Origin of the sequence: Companilactobacillus alimentarius DSM 20249, from assembly GCF_002849895.1 — a bacterium.
Lineage (GTDB): Bacteria > Bacillota > Bacilli > Lactobacillales > Lactobacillaceae > Companilactobacillus > Companilactobacillus alimentarius.
In genome coordinates, this window is the sequence record NZ_CP018867.1 from 2163922 (window position 1) to 2183663 (window position 19742).

19 protein-coding genes are annotated in these 19742 nt (G+C 35.0%); 15 read left to right on the forward strand and 4 right to left on the reverse strand.

The genetic code is table 11. The features are described from left to right. Positions 1-25: 25 nt before the first annotated feature. Entirely contained in the window at positions 26-187 is a 162-nt protein-coding gene (locus LA20249_RS11705; protein WP_157054426.1) for a hypothetical protein, read from the reverse strand. Between the two features lie 404 nt (positions 188-591). On the opposite strand from LA20249_RS11705, the gene LA20249_RS10315 reads away from it, so the two are divergent. Continuing rightward, positions 592-1032, forward strand: coding sequence for a universal stress protein (locus LA20249_RS10315; RefSeq protein ID WP_057737526.1), 441 nt, complete (start codon positions 592-594; stop codon positions 1030-1032). 36 nt (positions 1033-1068) lie between these two features. After that, a complete protein-coding gene (locus tag LA20249_RS10320) occupies positions 1069-2724 on the forward strand; it encodes an Nramp family divalent metal transporter (RefSeq protein WP_057737524.1) in 1656 nt (551 codons plus the stop codon). A 118-nt stretch (positions 2725-2842) separates the two neighbouring features. On the opposite strand, the gene LA20249_RS10325 is transcribed toward LA20249_RS10320, so the two are convergent. Beyond that, positions 2843-3253 carry a peptide deformylase gene (locus LA20249_RS10325; protein ID WP_057737522.1) on the reverse strand — a complete coding sequence of 137 codons (411 nt, stop codon included), beginning with the start codon at positions 3251-3253 and terminating at the stop codon, positions 2843-2845. A 412-nt stretch (positions 3254-3665) separates the two neighbouring features. Here LA20249_RS10325 and LA20249_RS10330 point away from each other — a divergent pair, with 412 nt between their 5' ends. The 10 genes from LA20249_RS10330 (at position 3666) to LA20249_RS10375 (ending at position 12065) form a co-directional block, all read left to right on the forward strand. Further along, entirely contained in the window at positions 3666-5138 is a 1473-nt protein-coding gene (locus tag LA20249_RS10330) for an RNA-binding domain-containing protein (protein WP_057737520.1), read from the forward strand. A 2-nt stretch (positions 5139-5140) separates the two neighbouring features. Beyond that, positions 5141-5953, forward strand: coding sequence for a glycosyltransferase family 8 protein (locus tag LA20249_RS10335; RefSeq protein WP_057737518.1), 813 nt, complete (start codon positions 5141-5143; stop codon positions 5951-5953). A 321-nt stretch (positions 5954-6274) separates the two neighbouring features. Then, positions 6275-6598, forward strand: coding sequence for a hypothetical protein (locus LA20249_RS10340; RefSeq protein ID WP_057737516.1), 324 nt, complete (start codon positions 6275-6277; stop codon positions 6596-6598). Between the two features lie 16 nt (positions 6599-6614). Further along, on the forward strand, positions 6615-7436 hold the full coding sequence (locus LA20249_RS10345) for an SPFH domain-containing protein (RefSeq protein WP_186809213.1): 822 nt from the start codon (positions 6615-6617) through the stop codon (positions 7434-7436). Between the two features lie 140 nt (positions 7437-7576). Further along, positions 7577-8593 carry an Abi family protein gene (locus LA20249_RS10350; protein ID WP_057737512.1) on the forward strand — a complete coding sequence of 339 codons (1017 nt, stop codon included), beginning with the start codon at positions 7577-7579 and terminating at the stop codon, positions 8591-8593. A gap of 197 nt (positions 8594-8790) precedes the next feature. Then, positions 8791-9327, forward strand: a complete 537-nt coding sequence (locus tag LA20249_RS10355; protein WP_057737510.1) for a phenolic acid decarboxylase — start codon at positions 8791-8793, stop codon at positions 9325-9327. A gap of 52 nt (positions 9328-9379) precedes the next feature. Further along, positions 9380-9889: a PadR family transcriptional regulator gene (locus LA20249_RS10360; protein WP_057737508.1), complete on the forward strand. Its 510-nt coding sequence runs from the start codon at positions 9380-9382 to the stop codon at positions 9887-9889. Positions 9890-10125: 236 nt separating this feature from the next. Further along, positions 10126-10398: a hypothetical protein gene (locus LA20249_RS10365; RefSeq protein WP_057737506.1), complete on the forward strand. Its 273-nt coding sequence runs from the start codon at positions 10126-10128 to the stop codon at positions 10396-10398. A 237-nt stretch (positions 10399-10635) separates the two neighbouring features. Further along, positions 10636-11169, forward strand: coding sequence for a helix-turn-helix domain-containing protein (locus LA20249_RS10370; protein ID WP_101836851.1), 534 nt, complete (start codon positions 10636-10638; stop codon positions 11167-11169). 8 nt (positions 11170-11177) lie between these two features. Continuing rightward, positions 11178-12065, forward strand: a complete 888-nt coding sequence (locus LA20249_RS10375) for an IS3 family transposase (protein ID WP_335583118.1) — start codon at positions 11178-11180, stop codon at positions 12063-12065. 98 nt (positions 12066-12163) lie between these two features. Here LA20249_RS10375 and cbpA read toward each other — a convergent pair whose 3' ends face one another. Beyond that, on the reverse strand, positions 12164-12826 hold the full coding sequence (gene cbpA, locus LA20249_RS10380; RefSeq protein ID WP_057738695.1) for a cyclic di-AMP binding protein CbpA: 663 nt from the start codon (positions 12824-12826) through the stop codon (positions 12164-12166). A gap of 116 nt (positions 12827-12942) precedes the next feature. Next, entirely contained in the window at positions 12943-13926 is a 984-nt protein-coding gene (locus tag LA20249_RS10385) for an L-lactate dehydrogenase (protein WP_057738697.1), read from the reverse strand. Positions 13927-14072: 146 nt separating this feature from the next. On the opposite strand from LA20249_RS10385, the gene pth reads away from it, so the two are divergent. From pth to LA20249_RS10400, 3 genes are read left to right on the forward strand one after another with little or no spacing between them, the layout of a single operon-like run. Then, positions 14073-14630: an aminoacyl-tRNA hydrolase gene (gene pth, locus LA20249_RS10390; RefSeq protein WP_057738700.1), complete on the forward strand. Its 558-nt coding sequence runs from the start codon at positions 14073-14075 to the stop codon at positions 14628-14630. A gap of 19 nt (positions 14631-14649) precedes the next feature. Next, complete coding sequence (gene mfd / locus LA20249_RS10395) at positions 14650-18174, forward strand: transcription-repair coupling factor (protein ID WP_057738702.1); 3525 nt, start codon at positions 14650-14652, stop codon at positions 18172-18174. Position 18175: 1 nt separating this feature from the next. Continuing rightward, positions 18176-19741: a putative polysaccharide biosynthesis protein gene (locus tag LA20249_RS10400; protein ID WP_083477915.1), complete on the forward strand. Its 1566-nt coding sequence runs from the start codon at positions 18176-18178 to the stop codon at positions 19739-19741. The last annotated feature ends 1 nt before the right edge of the window (position 19742 follow it).

Genomic DNA, 19742 nt, shown 5'->3' on the forward strand with positions numbered 1-19742 from the left:
TTTTTATTAATAAGGTACTGAGATCTTACTTTCTACGATTCTTAAAAATTACGTCATCTAATAGTAGAGAGTTAGTAAAAATTCTTGAATACATTCCCACTAAGACCTCCGAAGTTAACCAGTTATTGGTTAAGAACTCTTCGTTATTGACTTCGTCGATTACTTCTTGATGTGTTTCTTTACGCATAATATCCCTCCATGGATAGTAATGGGAGTAATTTATTTAGCTGTGCCTAATAATAACAATTATATATTATTACAAATGGCAGTATAGCGACCAAGTGGTATAAATTGCTTATTTTCACAACTATAATCCCGTCGTTAACATTTTTAATATAACATAATTATTTTATCTAAAATAGTTAAGTTGGGGTTAATTTAAATATGATATATCACATAGTATAGCCTTGAAAACTAGTATAGCGGGAAAGTAATCGCTTTCTAAATTTTTCGATAAAAATATAACAAATGTACTTTTTTATTAGGTAACCTTAAAAAATAGTTTACATCCGTTTAAAATGAGGTAGAATGGTTTTTGGAAAGGCAAGTTGTTACTTGTCTGGGAGAAAAATAAATTGGAGGACAAAACCAATGTCAAAGCAAAATAACACATTTGAACGTGTTTTAGTTGGTGTCGATGATTCTGATGATGCTCAATTGGCATTTAGATATGCAATGCATCGTTGTATCAAAGACAATTCAACTTTGATTATCACTTCCATATTGGAAAGTGGCGATATGAATGTTTATCAAGCCCTAACAAAGGATTATGTTCACGGCGAACGTAATGAACTTGAAGAACATATGAAAGAATATCGTAAAGTTGCATTGGACGCCGGAGTTAATAAAGTTGAACTTATGATAGGAGAAGGCGATCCTGGCGAGAGCATCGTTAAAGATGTTATTCCAGCTTCAAACGCTGACCTATTAGTAATAGGTTCAATCTCAAAAAAAGGAATCAGAAAGTATTTTGGTTCTCAAGCCGCATATATGGCTAAGTATTCACCTATTTCAGTGATGATTATTCGCTAATATATAGAGAAATTATAATTTAAGGGGAGATTAATAATGGCTGAAAAGCATAAATTAATCGAGTACGCAAATGGTCCTTCTCTTCAAGAGATCAACGGAACAGTTGACGTACCAAAAGGTAAAGGTTTCTTCAAAACGTTGTTCGCCTATTCAGGTCCAGGGGCTTTAGTTGCTGTTGGTTACATGGATCCAGGTAACTGGTCCACATCAATCACTGGTGGACAAAATTTCCAATATCTACTAATGTCAGTTATTCTTATGTCTAGTTTAATTGCCATGTTATTACAATATATGGCCGCTAAACTAGGCATCGTGAGTAAGATGGATCTAGCGCAAGCAATCCGTGCTAGAACAAGTAGATCATTAGGTATTGTTTTATGGATTTTAACTGAGTTAGCCATTATGGCGACTGATATTGCCGAAGTTATCGGTGGTGCTATCGCTTTGTACTTACTATTTAATATTCCATTAGTAATTGCCGTATTTATCACTGTTGGTGATGTTTTGGTATTACTATTATTGACAAAGATTGGTTTCAGAAAAATTGAAGCTATCGTTGTATGTTTAATTCTTGTTATTTTATTCGTTTTCGTATATCAAGTAGCTCTATCAAATCCTGATTGGGGTGGCGTTTTCGCTGGATTGATCCCAACAGGTAAGACATTCGCAACTGGTCCAAAGATTGGTGGTCAAACACCATTGAATGGTGCCTTAGGTATCATTGGTGCCACAGTTATGCCTCATAACTTGTACCTTCACTCAGCTATTTCTCAAACAAGAAAAGTTGACCATGCTGATGAAGCTTCAGTTGCACAAAACGTTCGTTTCTCAGCTTGGGACTCAAATATCCAATTAACAGCCGCATTCTTCGTTAATGCTTTGCTATTGATCATGGGTGTTGCCGTCTTCAAGAGTGGTGCCGTAGAGGATCCTTCATTCTTCGGTTTGTACAAGGCTCTATCAGATACTTCAACTTTGAGTAATGGTGTTTTGATTGCCGTTGCTAAGTCAGGTATCCTTTCAACGTTATTTGCCGTTGCACTTTTGGCTTCAGGTCAAAACTCAACTATTACCGGTACTTTAACTGGACAAGTTATCATGGAAGGTTTCGTTCACATGAGAATGCCTCTTTGGTTACGTCGTTTGGTTACACGTTTGATTTCAGTTATCCCAGTTTTAATCTGTGTTATGTTAACAAGTGGTAAGAGTGCTATTGATGAGCACGAAGCTTTGAATACTTTAATGAATAATTCACAAGTCTTCTTGGCCTTCGCCTTACCATTCTCAATGTTGCCATTACTATTAATGACTGATAGTGCAACAGAAATGGGTAACAAATTTAAGAATGCCGCATGGATCAAAATCTTCGGCTGGTTGTCAGTTATTGCTTTGACATTCTTGAACCTATATGGTTTGCCAGATCAAATCAAAGCCTTCTATGGCGATGGCATCACATCTGCACAATCATTACAAGCAAACATCATTGCTTACGTATTGATTGCAGCCGTATTGGCATTGTTAGTATGGACAGTTTTCGATATGCATAAGGGTAATGAAAGACTTAAGACCGTATTGGCTAAGGAAGACGTTACATCAACATACGAACATTTGGCTAAGATCTCAGCTTCAGTATCATCAGAAGAAGATTTCGATAAACAAGCCACAGCAGAAAGAAATTCAGAACAAAGATAAGTTTGAAAACAATACGTTTCAAGATGAAATAGTTAACGTAGCAAACTATTTTATTGATATCACACTTCACAATTGATACAAAACCAAAAAATGGAAAACCTTCGGGTTTTCCATTTTTTTATATCAAGATTCCATCACAGTGGTCAATCTCATGTTGAATGATCTGGGCTATAAAGTCACTGAACTCTTGAATATGTTCATGAAAGTCAGTATCCAGATATTTAACCGTAATTTCTTTAAAGCGAGTAGTTTGCCTTTGACCTTCTAAAGATAAACAACCTTCAAAAGTAACGTAAGAATTCTTCTTACTTATAATAGTAGGATTAATCATCACTACTGCCATCATACCCAAAGAAAAGATAATTATTTTTTTATTTTGACCAATCATATTAGCCGCCATACCAACACAGTTTTTAGAATTGGCCTTCAAAGTATCTTGTAAGTCTTGAACAATTGGTAAATCATTTTTAGTTGCCAGTTGGGCTTTTTGTTTTAGAAAGTTTTGGTCATGATTGATAGGTCGTATCATAAGTTATCCCTCGATGTAGTTGAATTAAGTACTGTGAATATATTGTACACTATATGAGACTCAGACCAAGCTCAGACCAAGCTCAGACCAAGCCCAGACCAAGCCCAGACCAAGCTCAGACCAAGCTCAGACCAAGCCCAGACCAAGCCCAGACCAAGCTCAGACCAAGCTCAGACCAAGCCCAGACCAAGCCCAGACCAAGCTCAGACCAAGTCTAATGCGATGATAAATAAGCTTGTGATTTTTAAAATATTAGTGCTTTTGATAAGGATAAACTAGATATACATAGTATTTAAAAATTAAAATGCTATGTAGACAAGGCATATCTTAATGAAAGTATTAACTTGCATATTTTACTGATGCGTAACAGAATATTATTAAGATATTCATTAATTCCCAAGGAGAATGATTTATGTCAAATGAAATTAACAAGGATTTACTTGAGGAAATTAAAAATGGAATTGAATCAGATAGAATAGAATTTAAAGAAGCCCAAGGAAAAGACGGGATGGGTAGTATACCTAAAAGTGTTTATGAGACAGTTTGCTCATTTTCCAATTCCTATGGGGGTAATATATATTTAGGAGTTGGAGATAATGGGGAGATTTTAGGTATAGAAAAGAAAAGATTGAATCAGATGAAAAAAGATTTTGTTACGTCTATCCAATCTTCTAATAAAATAAATCCTCCGTTGTATTTGAGCGTTAATGAATTAAAAATACAAAATAAATATATTTTGCATATATATGTTCCTGATAGTTCACAAGTTCATAGATTGAATCAAAGAGTGATTTTTGATAGGAATGAGGATGCTGATATCGGTGTGACTAATAATACAAATCTTGTTCAGAAAATTTATAATAGAAAACAATCTGATTATACCGAAAATAAGATCTATCCATTTATAGAAACTTCAGATTTCAATAGTGATCTAATAGATAAAGTAAGGGAAAATTTGGTAAATAACACTACCAGAGAGAATATTCTTGAACATAAGAGTGATTTTGAAGTTCTAAAAAGTCTATCTATGTATAAGAAAGATTATACAACAGGGAAAAGTGGCTTTACAGCAGCTAGTGTTCTTTTATTTGGTAGTGATGAATTAATAAAATCTATTTTTCCGTATTTCTATATTGATGTCCTAGTTAGAGTGAAAAACGTTGAAAGGTATGATGACAGATTAAGAATTCAAACTAACCTAATAGATAGTTATAGTAAAGTTATGGAATTCTTTTCAAAATATATAAGTGAACCCTTTTATTTGGAGGATGATATAAGGATTAATTTACGTGAAATACTTTTGAGAGAGGTATTAGTAAATTTATTGGTTCATAGGGAGTATTCAAACCCATTTGTTTCAACAATAGAAATAAGAAATAATGAAATTATTTTATATAATGCTAATAAACCTGTGCATCCTGGAATGATTATAAGCGGTGATATCCTCCCTTTTTCAAAAAATCCCAATATTGCTAGAGTATTTCATGTATTAGGTTTAGTCGATGAAATAGGTTCAGGATTAAAAAAAGTTTTTAAATATGCTCCCATCTTATTTGGTTCAATTCCGATTATTGAAAATAAAGAGTTTTTCAAGGTCATAATGCCAATTACTTCAAAAGGATTAAGTAATCTAAGCATCTCAAAAGAATATAATGGAAGTACTAATAATATTGATGAATTTGATCTGAATAGTGAGGAAACTGAAATACTCAAAGTACTAACCCGTCCTATGAGTGCTAGGGAATTAGTGAAATTTAGTAGAAGACCAAGTACAGATAGTTTTCGTAGAAATGTTCTTCTGCCATTATTAAACAAAAATTTAATTGAGCGAACGATTCCAAATAAACCAAGCAGTCCTAAACAGAAATATAGAAGGAAGGAATAAAAATGAATCTACTATTTGCCATTGATGACCGCGTCGTCGATCAACTCTTGACCACCTTGTATTCCATCAAATGCAACACAACTGCCAAGAGCTTCTCCGTCTATGTGATCCAAGATAAGAAATTGACCCACACCCAACGGATAATTAATTTTTGTAAGAAACTCAAAATGACCTATCACGCAATCATTGTTTCCAATACTCATTTTGATAAAGCTCCAGTGACTGACCGCTATCCTAAAACTATTTATTATCGCTTATTAGCCTACGAATACCTGCCTAAAAACCTCCAGCGCGTTCTTTATTTAGATACTGATGTTTTAGTGATTAACGATTTGAAACACCTCTACAACATGGATTTTGACGGCTACTGGTACGCTGCCGCCAGTCACGTAGCACTAGATGTGACCGACTCCCTTAACAAAATCCGTTTAGGAAATTATGATACCAACGGCTACTTCAATTCAGGAGTTATCTTGATGAACCTGCCAGCTGAAAGAGAATATGTCAAAGCAGAAGATATTTATGGTTATATCAGAATCAAGAATCTAGCACTCTTCTTGCCAGATCAGGATATTTTAAATGGATTGTACGGGCAACACATTAAGAAGATACCAGACGAAGTCTACAACTACGATGCCCGAATGAATCCACTATATTATGCGAAAAGCAATGGGCAGTGGGATATTGATTGGGTGATTGACCACACCGCCATTCTCCATTTCTGTGGAAGAGACAAGCCTTGGAAGGCCGACTATAAAGAGAGATACTCGGGATTATATAAACACTATGCTCACCTTGCTAAAAATCTTCATTAATTTGTTTAAAAGGGGTCTTCAAAATCACTGCGTGTGATTTTTGAGACCCTTTTTGTTATGGAAACCACAATTCAGTCCGGAATAAAAAACTCGATTGGGCTCAGATGTGAAATTATTCTTAGCAATTTATTGCTTAAAATAAGGCCGAGCTTGGAAATGCCGCGTACTTTGCGGTAGTTTCAAGTCGTGCCCACATCGTTCCAGCCCATATCGAGTTTTTTGTGGAGGACGGCATATTTAACTATCAAGCACATAGAGCAAAGTTTATCAAATGCATATTAAAGTAATATCACATTGATATAAAAGTGATATAATAAAACCATGGCAGATAAAATGATTGCATTAAGACTAGACAAAGATTTGTACGACCGAATTGCAGAAGATGCGGCACGTGAAAATCGCAGCGTCAACAATTATATTGTCACCAAGTTGAGCGAAGCTGTACCGACAAATAACCTCGAGCAGCGCCAAATTGTAGGATCTATCGTCAGAGGGGATAAGATCAATATGGCAAACGACTTGATCGAAGTTAAGGGTATTTACTATCGCTATGACCTTTTGGCAAATGATTCCGTTGATACAAAAGTGAATTATCAGGTTATTAAGGCTAATGGCAATATCTTGACGATTCAGAAATTAAAATAAGAAAAGTAGGCGGGGAATATTGTTTGGATTTAAAGTAGTACGACAAAATCATGTGGGATTGATTGAAACTTTAGGGAAGTATCGACGTGAAGTAGACGCTGGATTGAGCTTTTACGTTCCGATGTTCCAAAAAGTTAGAATAGTTGATTTAGCAATGATTCCATTGTCATTGAAAGGATATTCGGTCATTACCAAGGATAATGCTGAAGTTCAAACAAACGTTACTTTAAATTACCACGTCACTGACGCCAGAAAGTTCGAATACGAGAATAGTAATTCCGTTGAATCAATGGTGCAATTGGTACGTGGACACTTACATGATATTATCGGTAAAATTGACTTGAACGAAGCATTAGGTTCAACTTCAAAGATCAATGCAGATTTGGCAAACGCTATTGGGGATTTAACTAATACTTATGGAATCAAAGTCGATCGAGTTAATATTGATGAACTGAAACCATCAGCCTCAATCACCGAATCAATGGAAAAACAAATTAGAGCTGATCGTGAAAAGACTGCCGCAATTGCCAAAGCTAACGGTGAAGCTAGAAGTATTGAGATTGAAACTAAAGCTAGAAACGATGCCACTGTTTCAACTGCTAAAGCTCAGGCTGAAGCAACGATTGCTCGAGCTGACGCCAAGGCTTATGAAATCAAGAAGTTAAATGATATGTTAGCCTCAGCTGACAGTAAATACTTCACAGATCAACAGATTCAAGCCTTCGCCGATTTGGCTAATTCGGCTGCTAATACTGTTGTGATGAGCAAAGAAGATATTGGTAAGTATTCTGAGATACCAGTTACAGCACAAGTTATGAATCAAATAAGTAATAAATAAAAAACATTATTAAAAATAACGAAAATTAAATTATGTAAAATGTTGATAATTTCCTTGTTAGGAATTAATATATAACTATAAGATCAAGTCTAGGTAGCCCACGGGCCCTAGGCTATTTTTTTTCGGAGGGTTATCTCGCTATGAATGAAGGCAAAGCTTTTAAATCTTATAGACAGCAGATAAAAATATTGAGAAATCGTGGAATGTATATTCCGTTTGGAAATGATGCTTCCAAAGTAATTAAAGTTCTTGAACGAGAGAATTATTATAATGTCATAAATGGGTATAAGGATATTTTTTTAGAACGTGATCAAGTATCGATGAGAATTATTAAACCAGAGGTATTTAAAAAGGGAACAACCTTTGATCAAGTGTCATCGTTATATTATTTTGACCGTGAATTACGTAATCTTTGTCTTAAGTACATGTTAAAAATCGAAAGTTCTTTAAAATCAATAATTTCATATCGTTTTAGTGAAAAGTTTAAAGGGCAGATGAATCCATATTTTAATCTTAATAATTACAATACTGATTCGAAAATGACATTAAGAGTTGCAAAGAATATTGCTACATTGTCTAATACGATTTCTTATAAGAGTAAAGATGAATCGATAAATCATTATTTAAGGGAGTATGGAACCGTTCCTCTTTGGGTATTGATGAATGTATTAACCTTGGGAAATGTTAATTATTTTTATACTTGTCTTGATGACGGATTAAAAAATAGCATAGCACGTGATTTTAGTAAGTATTTTAATTCCGATGGATTAAAGAAGGAAAAAGTTAATATTCATTTAAAAATACAAGATATAGAAGGTATACTTAAAATCACTAATGATTTCAGAAACGTTTGTGCACATGAGGAAATACTATATAATCATATTTTAAAAAAGAGACCACAATTAAGAACTGTAGAGCAATATCTTGGTATAAATTTATCACAAAGAGAGTCAAATCTTTATGTTTTATTAACGATGATGAGGTTTTATTTAAGTAAAGAGGATTGTAAAGACCTACTTAAAAATATTGAAGTGATATTTAAAAAATTTAACAAAAGGATACGTACAGAGTCTGTAAATTTTAATATGGTATTAATGATAATGGGGTTTGATAGGGACAATCCGATTTTATTCGGAACTGATTTAATGTTTAATTAATAAGCAAGTAATTTAAGGGGAATATCGGATGACTTGCATAATATATTTTAGTGGGAATCATAATTCATAGAATTATGATTTTTTTTTAGATATGCTCGAAGAAAATACTAAATTATGAGAAAATAAAATCCTTGACTATATGTCTATATCGACATATACTGTTAATTGTCGATAACGACATAAGGAGATGCTTAATTATGACAAAAACATTTAAAACTTTAGAAGACTTTTTAGGAACACACTTTATTTATACATATGACAACGGTTGGGAATACGAATGGTACGCTAAAAACGACCACACCGTTGACTACCGAATTCACGGCGGCATGGTTGGTGGCCGTTGGGTAACCGATCAAGAAGCTAACATCGTTATGTTAACAGAGGGTATCTACAAGATTTCTTGGACAGAACCAACTGGAACAGACGTTGCACTTGATTTCATGCCTAACGAAAAGAAACTTCACGGAACAATCTTCTTCCCAAAGTGGGTTGAGGAACATCCAGAAATAACTGTCACATATCAAAATGAGCATATTGATTTAATGGAAGAGTCACGTGAAAAATACGAAACTTATCCAAAACTAGTTGTTCCAGAATTTGCCAACATCACTTACATGGGCGACGCTGGTCAAAATAACGAAGATGTTATTAGTGAAGCACCATACAAAGAAATGCCTGATGATATCAGAAATGGTAAATATTTCGACGAAAACTACAAACGAATCAATAAATAGTATTAAAATGGTATACGAATGTTTCGTATATCATTTTTTTTTGGAGGAATTTATGCCTAAAAGACGGATACTGCCATACGTTTTGCTTGGATTGATCAATAATAAGGGTGAATTGTCAGGATATCAGATCAGTCAGGAATTTAAAAACGAAGTCGGGGATTTTTGGCACGCCTCACATAGCCAAATCTATCCCGAACTAGCGCGGATGAAAGATGATGGTTGGGTCAAAGATAAGGACGATGGAAAATCGACTTACTATTTGATTACCGACCTTGGTCATCAAGTTTTGCGAAGCTGGATGGAAGAGCCATTGCAGGATAATGAAGAATTGTTTTCGTTGAAACTGTATTTTGTACGTGATGGGAATGACCCACTACTAAAAATTTTGTTAAAGCAGGAGTTACAACTTAATCAGGAAAAGTATGCTCATTTGCAGGATCGCTTGCAAGAGGTCTTTTATAATGAGACAGAAATCAAAAATAATTTTGGACACTATTTGATTTTGACTCGAGCTATCGAACGAGAAAAGAATCATATTGAATGGTTGAAAAATAAGTTATAAAAGTGGTTTAAAAAGATACTGACGGTAATCAAGAAATTGATTGTTGTCAGTATTTTTTATTAATAGGCTAATTAACTAAATATAATAGGAAGAAACGTGACTAGTAATATTGGTTAATTTAGTGCAATGACTTTTTACAGTACTTTATGCATGTAACTTGTAGTGCCTCATGTATTTTTATAGTGCTTTGATTTTTGCTATTTTATAAGGTGATAGAGTTATGGGAGGATAGTGCTTTGGAAAAGGAAAATATTCAATATGATTTACTACATCCAACTTATCAAACGATTTACGATTTGGTAGGTGAAGAGGGATTAATGAAGTTTTATCATGAGTTTCGCGGGACCCAAGTATCCTCACCAATGAAACTTTATGATAATAAGAAATTGGGAAAATATTTGGGGACTCTTAATGGTAAGTCAGCCAATGCTAAAAAATTATCACAAGATTATGGATTTTCACAACGTTGGATTAGAAAAGCCATCTCAAAGGGAACAGATAATAAGTAATGATAAATATTTCTAGTTTTGTCTACCGAATGTATATAGGATTTTTTGGTCAAAAAGTTAAAATGAAATTCAACATAATTATAGTTAATTGATTTTAAATAGGAGTAAACGTTACCAAAAGATTAAATATTTTAAGATTCATTGTGGCAAATAAAAATATGGTCTATACTTTTTTATACATTAAAGTGCTTCATAATTGTTAGACAAGAAATCTAACAGTTATGGAGCGCTTTTTATATGGTTAAATACAGTTCAAAATTAAAGGCAGAGGTTGTTGGTGAATACCTCCAAGGTAGAACCAGCATGCAAAGTCTCTCAGAGAAACATAATTTACCTAAACGGCAAGTCAGTTTCTGGATTCAAAAATATCGCTTAAGCGGCGTAGACTCGCTTAAGCGAAAAAAAACTAAACGGAGCTTTTCAGCTGAATTTAAAATTGATGTGATAAACTACTATCAAACTCATGATGAAACTTTAGCTGAAGTATCCGCCAGATTTGATGTTAACAAGTGTCAGATTAGTTCCTGGAGAACGGCATTCAATAAACATGGCATAGAAGCCTTGAAGTCTCATCCGAAAGGCAGAAAATCCAAAGTGAAAAATGATAAAAAGAAATTACGTCATTTAATAAACAAGAATGAATTAGATCAACTTCGCGAGGAACTCGCAAAGAAGAATCAAGAATTATATGACACAAAGTTGGAGAATGATATTTTAAAAAAATCAATGACCCTGTTCGGAACTTCAAAGGACGCAAAAAAACACAAATAGTTGATCAGATCAGGGTAGAACAAGAGTCTCTTCCAAAAGCAGAACGGTATAAGATAGGCGATATTCTTAAGGCCATTGGACTTAAAAAGGCCACTTACCATGATGAGCGTAAACATATCAAAAATCATGTAGATAAGTACAAAGATATAAAAACTGAAATATTAAAAATTACTGAAAGTGGAAAATGTCGTGGACGCCTAACCTACGGTTATCGTCGCGTACAAGAAGGATTAATTAAACTAGATATTCACATAGCAGATGCCGTAGCTCGTCGCTTGATGAATGAGTTAAATGTTCAAGTAAATCTTTATAATCGTCATAAAAATGGAAAGTATTCCTCATATAAAGGAACTGTTGGAAAGGTCGCACACAACATTTTACATCAACAGTTTAATGAAACTGAGCCCTTTAAAGTCCTGCATACAGATGTCACACAAGTTCGTTTAAGGGATAACGAATGGGCTTATGTTTCCGCAATTACCGACGAGGCAAGCAAAGAAGTTCTAGCGTTCCAAGTAAGTAATAGTCCCAATAGTAAATTAATTATGGATACATTAAATGAATTAACGACAGTTATACCTAAAGGAAGCAACCCAGTGATACATTCAGATCAAGGCTGGCATTATCAACTAAATTATTATACTGATAGGCTTTCTGAAGATGGATTTATACAGAGCATGTCTCGCAAAGGAAATTGTCTCGACAATGCGCCAATCGAAAGTTTCTTTCATCTATTCAAAACAGAATGTCTCAATGGATTTCCACCTTGTAAAGATATGAAAGAATTTAGGAAACTTTCTAAGGAGTACATCGATTGGTTTAACAATCGACGCATCTCAAGAAAAACAAAAGGCATGACTCCCCGCGAATACAGGGAACATGCCTTATCAGCTTAACAATATTCAATTTTGTCTAACTTTTGTGTTGCACTTTAATTAGAACGGATTTTTGGTTTTGTTTTAAAAACGGTTTTGTTTTAGAAACACCAAATTAATTATAAGGTATTTTTGTCGAGAATCTTACCAGATTTTAGATCTTCAATCTCAGAAACAACAAAACTCTTCTTTTCAAGACGTTTGATGATTTCCTTTAAGGTATCAACACTAGTGCCTGATGGAAGCGTAAAGAGTGTTCTTCGTACGACTTCATTTGATTTTGCATCTAAAGTCATACAAGCGGCAACAGAAACATATTTAGCAAAGATTTTTGACATCTTCTCTAGATCGCCACGATCGCCAGAAGAACTAACAGTTAGGACATAACTACTGATATCAAGGTTCCAGGCGTCAGATAACATACTGAGCAATCTTGAGTGAGTCAAGATTCCATAGAATAAGTTATTTTCGTCCAAAACAGCGATATAAGGCAAATCTTTGATATTAAAGAATACCTTAAAGAATGGTGAATCCACGCTGATAGTTTTAGTAGCATTCTTCATAAGTGTTGTTACAGGTAAACTCATATCACCGCCACGTGACTTATGACGATAGATGTGCATCTTGTAAATGTTACCCCTAAATATCTGTCCGCTTTCATCCAAAATTGGCACACAACGGAAACCAGAGTCTTCTAGGACCTTTAAAGCTTCCTCAAGAGTAACTGTTTCTTTAACTGTGGTCAGCTTGTCCTTTTTAAGTACAAGTGATTTAACTAACATATATATTCACATCCTATCCAACTATAATTGAATTAATAATACAGTAATTTAGAACAAAAAAAAAGCTGAAACAAATTTTTCATTTGTTTCAGTCTTTTTTAAGCATGAATCAAAGATTATTGACGACCTTCGATACCTGTAGCTTCAAAACCATCTTTAAGAATCTTTTCAAGTTCTGCAGCTGACTTCTTCATTTGTGCTGATTCTTCATCATTCAATGGAACTTCGATGATTTGTTTTAGACCCTTACGGTTAACGATAGCAGGTGAACCGATGTAGATGTCTGAAACGCCATATTGGCCAGTCATCATATTTGATAATGGAAGAACAGTGTTTTCATCGTTTAGCAATGCCTTTGAAATTCTTGCAAGAGCAGTACCGATACCATAGAATGTAGCACCCTTAGTATTGATAATGTCGTAAGCTGCGTTAACAACCTTCTTGTAAATCTTGTCAAGAGTATCTTTAGTGATTTCTGGATGTGACTTCATCCATTCAGCCATTGTAACGCCACCGATTGTTAGATGTGACCATGCAGCGAATTCTGAATCACCGTGTTCACCCATGATGTAACCATGAACTGAACGAGGGTCAAGATCTAATTCTTCACCAACGAATTTTTGTAATCTAGCAGTATCAAGTGATGTACCTGAACCAATTACACGTTCCTTAGGGAAGCCTGAAAGTTTCCATGTAGCGTATGTCAAGATATCAACTGGGTTAGCAGCAACTAAGAAGATACCATTGAATCCTGATTCAACGATTGGGTCAACAATTGTCTTCAAGATGTTCAAGTTCTTGTTAACTAGGTCAAGTCTTGTTTCGCCTGGTTTTTGTGGAGCACCAGCAGTGATAACAACAAGATCTGCATCCTTAGCATCTGAATATTCACCGGCGTGAATGTTCTTTGGGAATGAGAATGGAATTGCATCTGCAAGGTCCATTGCGTCACCCTTAATCTTGTCTTTTGCGATATCACAGATAACTAGTTCTTGTGCAATACCTTGAAGTGTCATTGCGTAGGCAAATGTTGAACCTACAGCACCGTCACCAACTAGAAGTACTTTTTGATGGTTCTTTTCGTTTGTTGGAGTTGTCATTATAAAATATCATCCCTTCGAAAATAATATGTTCCTGACCCATTATACAAATAATTAAGGCAAATAAACAAGCCGATAGTGAAAAAAGTGAAAAAATAGTATTTTTAACATGATATAATATAAGTTCGAAATGAGGTATATTAAATATGAAACTAATTGTTGGCTTAGGAAATCCAGGTAAAAAATACGATCGAACAAAGCATAATATGGGCTTTATGACTATTGATAAATTAATGGACGAATACGGTCAAACACAAATGAAAAAAGATTTTGAAGCAGAATACTGCAAATTCAAAGTAGCTGGCGAAACAGTTTTTCTCGTGAAACCATTAACATTCATGAACGATTCAGGACGTGCAGTTAACTTTTTAATGGGCTATTACCAAATTAAACCGGAAGAACTAATGGTGATTCAAGATGATTTGGATATGGCTATTGGTAAAGTTAGATTAAGAACAAAGGGTTCTGCTGGTGGTCACAATGGTATTAAGAGTATAATCTCAGCTGTGGGAACTAAAGATTTCAGTCGAATTAAGATTGGTATACAACACCCCGATAAGCAGTCAGTAGTCAATTGGGTGTTGACGCCTTTCAATAAAGATCAGGAACCATTAGCTTTGTCAGGTATTGATAAAGCTGTAAAGATCGTTAAAGATTGGGTCGATGGTAAAACAAATGATCAATTGATGAATAAATATAATTAGAAATTAAAGGGGGCAAAAATTGGATTTAATAAATTTCATTACCAATAAATTGAACTTAGGGGAATTTATTAGTCAAGTTAAGCCTGAAACAAATAATTTATTGACAGGTTTAACGGGATCAACAATTTCCCTTTTTGCATTGGAAACCCTAAGGGAAACCAATAAAAAAATCTTAATTGTTGAAAATACTAATTTTCATGCCAATAAGTTGTACGACGATTTAAATTTGTTGGATAGCGATGCAGTCCATATTTTTCCAGTTGAAGAGTCGATTTCAACGGAATTAGCTACGAGTTCGCCAGATGAACTAAGTCAACGTTTGGATACTTTGAGTTTCTTAGCTAGTGATGAATCTGGAATTGTGGTCACTTCGGTGGCTGGAATGGAATATGAATTGTCGGCTAAAGAATTATTTCAAGCGGCACAATTAAAAATTGCCGTCAATGAAGAATATGATTTGGAAGATTTGAATCAACAATTCGTTCAAATGGGATATGTTAAAGATAAGTTAGTTGCTAAACCTGGGGATTTCGCTATCCGTGGGGATATTGTCGATATCTATCCTTTGAATGTGGATAATCCTGTGCGAATTGACTTCTTTGGAAATCAAGTTGAAAAGATTAAGTTTTTTGATACAGAAACTCAACGAAGTGTTGAAGAATTAAAAGAAATTAAAATTTTGCCAGCTAGTGATCGAGTTGTGACTGATGAACAAGTTCATGCGGGTTTGCAAAAATTGCAAAAGAGTTACGAACGACAAGTAAAGTCTGTTGAAGATAAAGATATTAAAGAAAACTTGCAAGTTAATTTCGGTCAAATAATTGAAGAATTGTCAGAAGGGATTCGTCCAGAAAATATTGGTCGGATAGCTGATTATATCTTTGACCGTCCCAGCAGTCTCTTGAACTATCTGGATAAATCAGACCTGTTGATTTTTGACGAGTATAATCGTTTGGTCGAACAATCAAATGACAGTCAAGCAGAGAATCAATCTTGGTTAGCTAGTCAATTGGAATTTGGGAAAGCTTTACCAGAACAGAAGATTCGCCAAAACTTTTCCGATTTGATAAAGACTAGTCAATTGGCTCAAATCTACTTGTCAGCTTTTCAACAAGGGATGGGTCACATTCGCTTGAATCAATTGCAAAATGTTCCTGTCAGAACAATGCAGCAATTTTTCAGTCAAATGCCTTTATTAAAGTCCGAAGTAGAACGTTGGCAAAAACAAGATTATACAGTTTTGTTGGCTATCAGTAACGAAAAACGGATTAAAGCTATAAGCAATACCTTGACCGATTTCGGTATTAAAGCTACATTGACGACTAAAGAAAAAGTCGTTGAGAATCAGACCCAAATTATGAACGCCAGTTTGAGTTCTGGTTTTGAAATGCCAGAAGAAAAACTGGCTGTTATTACTGAAAAGGAATTATTCAATAAACAACCCAAGAAGCGTCGTTATCAAACATTAGCTAACGCTGAACGATTAAAGAGTTACAACGAGTTAAAGCCGGGCGATTATGTCGTTCATGTCAATCACGGTATCGGTAAATTTATCGGTATGCAGACGATGGAAGTTGACGGTAAACATCAAGACTATATTACGATCGAATATCGAGACGATGGTCGTTTATTTATTCCAGTTACACAATTGGATATGGTGCAAAAGTACGTTTCTGCCGAAGGTAAGTCACCTCGAATCAACAAGTTGGGTGGCAACGAATGGCAAAAGACTAAAAGAAAAGTTCAGTCAAATATTGAAGATATTGCTGACGATTTGATTGATCTATATGCCAAACGTGAAGCCGAAAAGGGCTTTGCTTTTCCTAAAGACGATTCAATGCAAGATGACTTTGACAATGCCTTTCCATATCCTGAGACACCAGACCAATTACGGTCAGTGGACGAAATCAAGCGTGATATGGAAAAACCTCATCCAATGGATCGACTTTTAGTTGGAGATGTTGGGTTTGGTAAGACTGAAGTTGCCTTAAGAGCAGCCTTTAAAGCTGTTGAAGCAGGTAAACAGGTCGTTTTCTTAGTGCCAACCACACTTCTAGCACAACAGCATTACGAAACAATGAAGGAACGTTTTGATGGCTTCCCCGTGGAAATTGGGATGTTGTCACGATTCCAGACGCGTAAGCAGAGTAAAGAAATCATTGAGAAATTAGAAGAGGGGTCAATTGATATTGTGGTGGGAACGCATCGTTTGTTGTCTAAAGATGTTAAATTCCATGATATTGGCCTACTAATTATTGATGAGGAACAGCGATTCGGTGTTAAGCACAAAGAAAAGATTAAGCAGTTAAAGAATAATGTGGACGTCTTAACGCTGACGGCTACCCCAATTCCTCGTACTTTAAATATGTCGATGTTAGGTGTACGTGATTTATCTTTAATTGAAACGGCTCCAAGCAATCGTTATCCAGTCCAAACTTATGTTATGGAACAAAATTACCAAGTTATTGCTGGTGCAATCAAGCGTGAAATGGCTCGTGGTGGGCAAGTCTTCTATTTGCATAATCGGGTTGAAGACATGGATCAAGTAGCTAATCAAATTCAGGCTTTGGTCCCTGACGCTAGAATTGCGACTGCTCATGGTCGGATGAATGAGACGCAAATGGAAGGTGTCATCTCGGATTACTTAGCAGGTGAATACGATGTTTTGGTAACGACGACAATCATTGAAACCGGTGTCGATATGCCTAATACCAATACCTTAGTAGTGGAAAATGCTGATCGTTATGGCTTGTCGCAACTTTATCAAATTAGAGGACGTGTCGGCAGATCCAATCGTGTTGCATATGCGTACTTGATGTATCGCCCTAATAAGGTATTGACTGAGGTCGGCGAACAACGTTTGGAAGCTGTTAAGAACTTTACGGAATTAGGTTCAGGCTTTAAGATTGCTATGCGTGATTTGTCAATCAGAGGTGCAGGTAATTTATTGGGTAAGCAACAACATGGATTCATCGACTCAGTTGGTTTCGATCTCTATACCCAAATGTTAAATGATGCAGTTGCTAAAAAACGTGGTCATACTAAGGCTGAAAAGACTAACTCTGAACTTAATTTGGCTTTGGAAGCTTACTTGCCAGAAGATTACATCAGCGATCAACGTCAAAAAGTTGAGTTATATAAACGAATTCGTCAGATTGATTCCTTGGAGAATTATCAAGAAGTTAAATCAGAATTATTGGATCGCTTCGGAGAATATCCCCAAGAGGTCGCTAATTTGTTAGATGTTAGTTTATTGAAGAATTCGTTCGATGAATCTTTGGTAAAGAGTGTCATTATGCGAAATAATAAGATAACAATTAAGTTTTCACAAAAAGCCGGTGACTATTTAACCGGTGATTTAGTCTTTAAATTCTTGAGTAATACGACCATGAAAGCTAAAGTCAACAATAAAAATGGTGAATTTATGATTATTTTAGATGCTGACAGCGTCAAAAAAGATGATTGGTTCGACCAGTTAAAAGTATTTGCTCAAAAAATGGCTAAAGGTTTCGACAAATTAAAGAAAGAAAAAATTAAAAACTAATATGCAAAAAGAAGTGTCACGAGCGATTAAGGGGACATGGATCTTGACGGTTGCCTCATTATTTTCTGAATTATTGAGTGCAATCTATCGGATTCCGTTACAAAATATTGTAGGTGATCGGGGATATTTCATCTATCAACAAGTTTATCCAATCTATGGTATTTTTTCCGTGTTGGCACTATCAGGATTACCGGTCGTGCTTTCAAAGACCTTTGCTCAGCAAAAGAATATTTCTTCTAAGAATCATTTGCTGAAAAAAACTTTTGTTGGTTTGCTGATATCCTGTGTTGTCGTTACGGGGTTATTGTGGATGTCTTCAAGATACTTGGCATTTTTAATGGGAGACCCCAGGCTTTATTTGGAAGTAAGAGCTGTTTCTTTAACATTTTTATTAGTTCCATTTGAAGCTAGTTTGAGAGGCTATTTTCAAAGTGATCTGTTGATGACACCTAGTGCCATTTCTCAAGTTTCGGAACAATTTTTAAGAATTGTTGTTATTATTGTCAGTGCCTTAATGTTTGGACATGGATTAATTGATGTTTATAACATGGGAACTTTGGCTAATTCGGGTGCCTTTATTGGTGGAATTTTAGCTGTAATGATTTTACTAGGTACTTTTGTGAAATATCGCAAACGAATGCTGCAAGATGACAAGCGTGATAACACGATAAGATTAGAGCACGGATTGGCTTTAGAAATCGTTTTGATTGTATTTTTTACAGGGATCACGATTTTTTATCAATTCATTGATTCATTTTCGATGTTGCGACTATTGATGCATTTTGGAATGTCACTAGATCAAGCCGAAATTCAAAAGGGAATTTTTGATCGAGGACAACCCTTATTGCAGCTAGGAATAGTTATTTCCTTGTCATTTGTTTCAACCATCATGCCCCAATTAAGGGAAAAGAACCGTTTAAAACAAAATAAGAAGACAATCTCTAAGATGGTTCGAGTTTGTCTGTGGTTATCGGTAGCAGAGACTGCTGGTTTAATTGCTCTGATGCCCCAGATCAATACGATGTTGTTTACTAATACAAGTGGCTCATTAACTTTGAGCATCTATATGTTGTCAATCGTAATAGTTTCTTTTATTAATTTATTAGTAGCAGTTACTAGTGGCGATGATGAGAAGAATATCCATAAGTTGGTACTTTTTTTGATGTCACTGGTAGTTAAAGTGGCTTTAAATATTATTTTAGTACCAAAATTTGGCATTGCTGGAGCTGCCTTGGCTACGGTGTTTAGTGAGTGCGTGATTTTGTTTGGAATTTTGATTATTTATAATTTTAATCGGGATTTCTTATCTCTAGATAAGGCTTTCATCATTAATTTGTTAAAAGCTGGCGTAGTAATGGCAATTATTGTTAAAATTATAGTTGAGTTATTGTCAATTGGTTTTACTACGACAAGAATCAATAGTGTTTTGTTGAATGTAGTAGCAATTCCAATTGGAGCGTTTGTTTATTTGAAATTATCCAAGCATTGGAAAATGTTGACTAAACAAGAATGGGAAATATTACCCATGGGAAAATATCTTACTAAGATTATGAGAATAGAGGATTAAA

Bases quoted from the DNA above. Each gene is read 5' to 3' on its own strand.
- LA20249_RS11705 (WP_157054426.1), bottom strand. From the start codon at position 187: ATGCGTAAAGAAACACATCAAGAAGTAATCGACGAAGTCAATAACGAA.
- LA20249_RS10315 (WP_057737526.1), top strand. From the start codon at position 592: ATGTCAAAGCAAAATAACACATTTGAACGTGTTTTAGTTGGTGTCGAT.
- LA20249_RS10320 (WP_057737524.1), top strand. From the start codon at position 1,069: ATGGCTGAAAAGCATAAATTAATCGAGTACGCAAATGGTCCTTCTCTT.
- LA20249_RS10325 (WP_057737522.1), bottom strand. From the start codon at position 3,253: ATGATACGACCTATCAATCATGACCAAAACTTTCTAAAACAAAAAGCC.
- LA20249_RS10330 (WP_057737520.1), top strand. From the start codon at position 3,666: ATGTCAAATGAAATTAACAAGGATTTACTTGAGGAAATTAAAAATGGA.
- LA20249_RS10335 (WP_057737518.1), top strand. From the start codon at position 5,141: ATGAATCTACTATTTGCCATTGATGACCGCGTCGTCGATCAACTCTTG.
- LA20249_RS10340 (WP_057737516.1), top strand. From the start codon at position 6,275: ATGGCAGATAAAATGATTGCATTAAGACTAGACAAAGATTTGTACGAC.
- LA20249_RS10350 (WP_057737512.1), top strand. From the start codon at position 7,577: ATGAATGAAGGCAAAGCTTTTAAATCTTATAGACAGCAGATAAAAATA.
- LA20249_RS10355 (WP_057737510.1), top strand. From the start codon at position 8,791: ATGACAAAAACATTTAAAACTTTAGAAGACTTTTTAGGAACACACTTT.
- LA20249_RS10360 (WP_057737508.1), top strand. From the start codon at position 9,380: ATGCCTAAAAGACGGATACTGCCATACGTTTTGCTTGGATTGATCAAT.
- LA20249_RS10370 (WP_101836851.1), top strand. From the start codon at position 10,636: ATGGTTAAATACAGTTCAAAATTAAAGGCAGAGGTTGTTGGTGAATAC.
- cbpA (WP_057738695.1), bottom strand. From the start codon at position 12,826: ATGTTAGTTAAATCACTTGTACTTAAAAAGGACAAGCTGACCACAGTT.
- LA20249_RS10385 (WP_057738697.1), bottom strand. From the start codon at position 13,926: ATGACAACTCCAACAAACGAAAAGAACCATCAAAAAGTACTTCTAGTT.
- pth (WP_057738700.1), top strand. From the start codon at position 14,073: ATGAAACTAATTGTTGGCTTAGGAAATCCAGGTAAAAAATACGATCGA.
- LA20249_RS10400 (WP_083477915.1), top strand. From the start codon at position 18,176: ATGCAAAAAGAAGTGTCACGAGCGATTAAGGGGACATGGATCTTGACG.